Origin of the sequence: Halomonas sp. 3D7M (assembly GCF_014897885.1) — a bacterium.
GTDB lineage: Bacteria > Pseudomonadota > Gammaproteobacteria > Pseudomonadales > Halomonadaceae > Vreelandella.
On record NZ_JABUZF010000265.1, the window covers coordinates 1 to 3,162 of the forward strand.

The 3,162-nt window shown below is 54.4% G+C and carries 3 protein-coding genes; all 3 read right to left on the reverse strand.

Annotated elements, in window-relative coordinates; genetic code table 11:
• The coding region (locus INT22_RS17525; RefSeq protein WP_193068655.1) for a carbohydrate ABC transporter permease at positions 1–640 on the reverse strand (640 nt) is incomplete at its 3' end.
• An 82-nt stretch (positions 641–722) separates the two neighbouring features.
• On the reverse strand, positions 723–2,018 hold the full coding sequence (locus INT22_RS17530) for an ABC transporter substrate-binding protein (protein WP_193061596.1): 1,296 nt from the start codon (positions 2,016–2,018) through the stop codon (positions 723–725).
• A 164-nt stretch (positions 2,019–2,182) separates the two neighbouring features.
• Positions 2,183–3,162: ATP-binding protein (locus INT22_RS17535; RefSeq protein ID WP_226912865.1), on the reverse strand; the 980-nt coding region annotated here is incomplete at its 5' end.

The following is a 3,162-nucleotide window of genomic DNA, read 5'->3' on the forward strand; positions in this document are numbered from 1 at the left end:
AGTAAATGCGCGGCAGGCTAGCACCGTCTAACTGAGCCGCTTTGACGATGCTGTCATCAATGCCCCGCAGCCCTGCCAAAAAGAGTGCCATCACAAAGCCCGACGCCTGCCAAACCGCGGCAATCACCAGGGTATAAATCGCCATATTCGGATCAACGATCCAGTCGAAGCGAAACGACTCAAACCCCCAGCTTTGCACCATCGCCTGGATGCCCAACTGGGGATTCAGCAGCCACTTCCACACCACCCCCGTAACAATAAACGACAGTGCCATGGGGTAGAGATAAATCGTACGCAGCGCGCCCTCTTGGCGAATTTTTTGATCCAGCAAGATTGCCAGCAGCGCGCCAATCACCAAACAAATCACAATAAACAGCACGCCAAACAGCATCAGGTTGGTAGAGGCCACCCACCAACGTTCATTGGTCATCAGTCGCGTATATTGGCCAAAACCAACAAAGTCGTAGCTTGGCAGCATGCGCGAGCTGGTTAGCGACAACACAAAAGTCCACAGCATAAAGCCGTAAACAAAAAACAGAGACACCGCAACAGAAGGGGCAAGTACCAAACGGGGCAGCCAAGCTTGAAGCCAGCCGGACGCCGTCGGCCGCACTGGAGTGCGCGTCGTGGGTTCGCTCATGAGATAATTCCTCGCCAGTCAGCCGCTAGCGCCACCGTTGCGGCAGCGCTAGTTACGTTACTTATTAAAAGTACGCGGTGGCTTAAAAAGAGGCGGTTTTAGCCGCACTCACCAACCGTTCGGCGGCTTCTTCGGCAGGCATATTGGGATCGTTGAAGTAGTTGGTCACGACATCAAAGATCGCGCCCTGGACATCAGCGCGTACCGCCATCCCGTGAGCCATGCTGGGCACTAAACCGCCTTCATCAGCGGTGCGTTGAAAGTCAGCAAGCGACTGCTGAGCACAGCTATCGAACTCACTCATATCTAGATCGGGCCGCGCAGGAATAGAGCCTTTGGCAAGGTTAAAAGCTTCTTGGAAGGTTGGTTCTAATACTAAACGGGCCAAGGTTTGCTGGGCATCACGCTCGGCGTCGTCAGTAACACGAAACATGGCCAAGCTGTCGATATTAAACGTGAACGCATCTTCCGTGCCAGGGGCTGCAGCGCACAGATAGTCCTCACCGGCGGCGAGACCTGCGGCAGTGAACTCTCCTTTGGCCCAGTCCCCCATCAGTTGAAAGCCTGCGACACCTTCAATCACCATCGCGGTGGCAATGTTCCAATCGCGGCCGGACATGCCCTCATCCATCAGCTCGCGCAGGCGTTTAAAGTCTTCTAGCGCGGCAATCATCTGCTCCCCACCCAAGGCTTCGGGGTCTAGTTCCACTAGCGCTTGCTGGTAAAACTCGGCTCCCTGGCTACCCAATACGACACTTTCAAATACCGTGGCGTCTTGCCACGCTTGACCACCATGGGCTAGCGGTACAAAACCAGCTTCGCGAATAGCTTCACCGGCAGCAAATAGCTCTTCAAGCGTGGTAGGCATTTCAACGCCTGCCGCTTCTAGTACATCAGGATTAGCCCATAGCCAATTAACTCGGTGCACGTTCGCTGGGACGGCAACATATTGGCCGTCGTAGCGCATAATATCGGCAACCGTCTCGGGCAGTAGGTCGTTCCAGCCTTCAACGGTGGCGACGTCGTCTAAATCGCCCAACAGGCCAAGCTCGCCCCACTCTTGAATTTCAGGCCCTTTGATTTGTGCGGCGGAAGGCGGGTTGCCCGACATTGCACGAGACTTAAGTACCGTCATAGCGGTTTCACCACCGCCCCCGGCCACAGCAAAATCCTGCCAGCCATAGCCTTCGGCTTCCATTAACTCTTTGAGGACGTTTGCTGCACGGGCCTCACCGCCGGATGTCCACCAGTGCAATACTTCCACTTCGTTGGCTTGGGTGGTACTGGCCGCCATGCTGGTGCCAGCCGCCACGGCTAATGCGAATACGGATTTTTTAAACGTAGGCACGTTAAATACGGGCATATTGATACTCGGCATGAATAGCTCCTACTGTTGTTATTGTGCTGTTGCTTGGTGCTTATGAAATGTCGCAGCTGATGATCGACTGAACGACTCACAGCAGAGTACGCCACCCAGGCACACAACGGGAGTTACCGAGTCCTGCATAGTCTTGGCAATTTATTAATAGTGTTAGGGTTTTATTACAAGCCAGTAACACTCGTTTGGCGCGGTAGCGTTAACGTGGCCACTAACCCACCTGCCGAGTGATTCGATAAGACGATATCGCCCCCATGGGCACGGGCAATATGCCTGGCAATGCCAAGTCCCAGGCCACTTCCACCGGTGTAACGGCTTCTAGAGGCTTCCAGGCGCACAAAAGGTGAAAATACTCGGGAAAGCTGAGCATCAGGAATACCTGGCCCATTATCATGAATGGACAATGTCACGACACCCTCCTGCTCTTCAAGCGTTACGGTTGCTTTCTGGCCGTAAAACACCGCGTTTTCAAGTAGGTTTGCCAAGCAACGTTTTAGCGCCAGTGGCTTAACGGTTAGTGGCAACACCGTACCATAGAGTGACACCTCACCGCCGTACAGGCGTAACCCTTCGGCAATCTCCAACAGCAGCGCGTTAAGATCCGTGGGCTGTGGATCTTCATGTAGATCCAGCCCTTTGACCGAGGCCAGTGCACCTTTGACCAGCTCGCTCAACTCGTCAAGTGAGGCGCAAAAGCGTTCACGCTGAGCAGTATCATCGAGCATTTCGGCACGCAGCCGCATGCGTGTAATGGGGGTTTTAAGATCATGAGAAATCGCCGAAAACAGCCGCTCGCGCTCATCAATCTGTTCTTGAATACGCCGCTGCATACGATTAAAAGCCACTGCGGTAGCGGCTACTTCTTTAGGGCCGCTCTCTTTAAGTGGCGGGCTATCTAAATCATCACCCAACTGGCGCGCTGCTCGGGAAAGCCGCGCCAACGGCCGAGTTACACTGGTAATACCGAGTAACGAAAGCGCCAGCACGCTTAACAGCACCAACACGCCGACTAATAGACGCTCTTCAGAAAGCCAGCGGTAGCCGCTAAAAATATCCGGCACGCCCAGCAGTGTGGCCACGTAAAGCCAGGTATCGGGGGCCAGCTCCAGTTGCACCACTAAGATAGGGGGCGAAAGCGGCTCCA

Bases quoted from the DNA above. Each gene is read 5' to 3' on its own strand.
- INT22_RS17530 (WP_193061596.1), bottom strand. From the start codon at position 2,018: ATGCCGAGTATCAATATGCCCGTATTTAACGTGCCTACGTTTAAAAAA.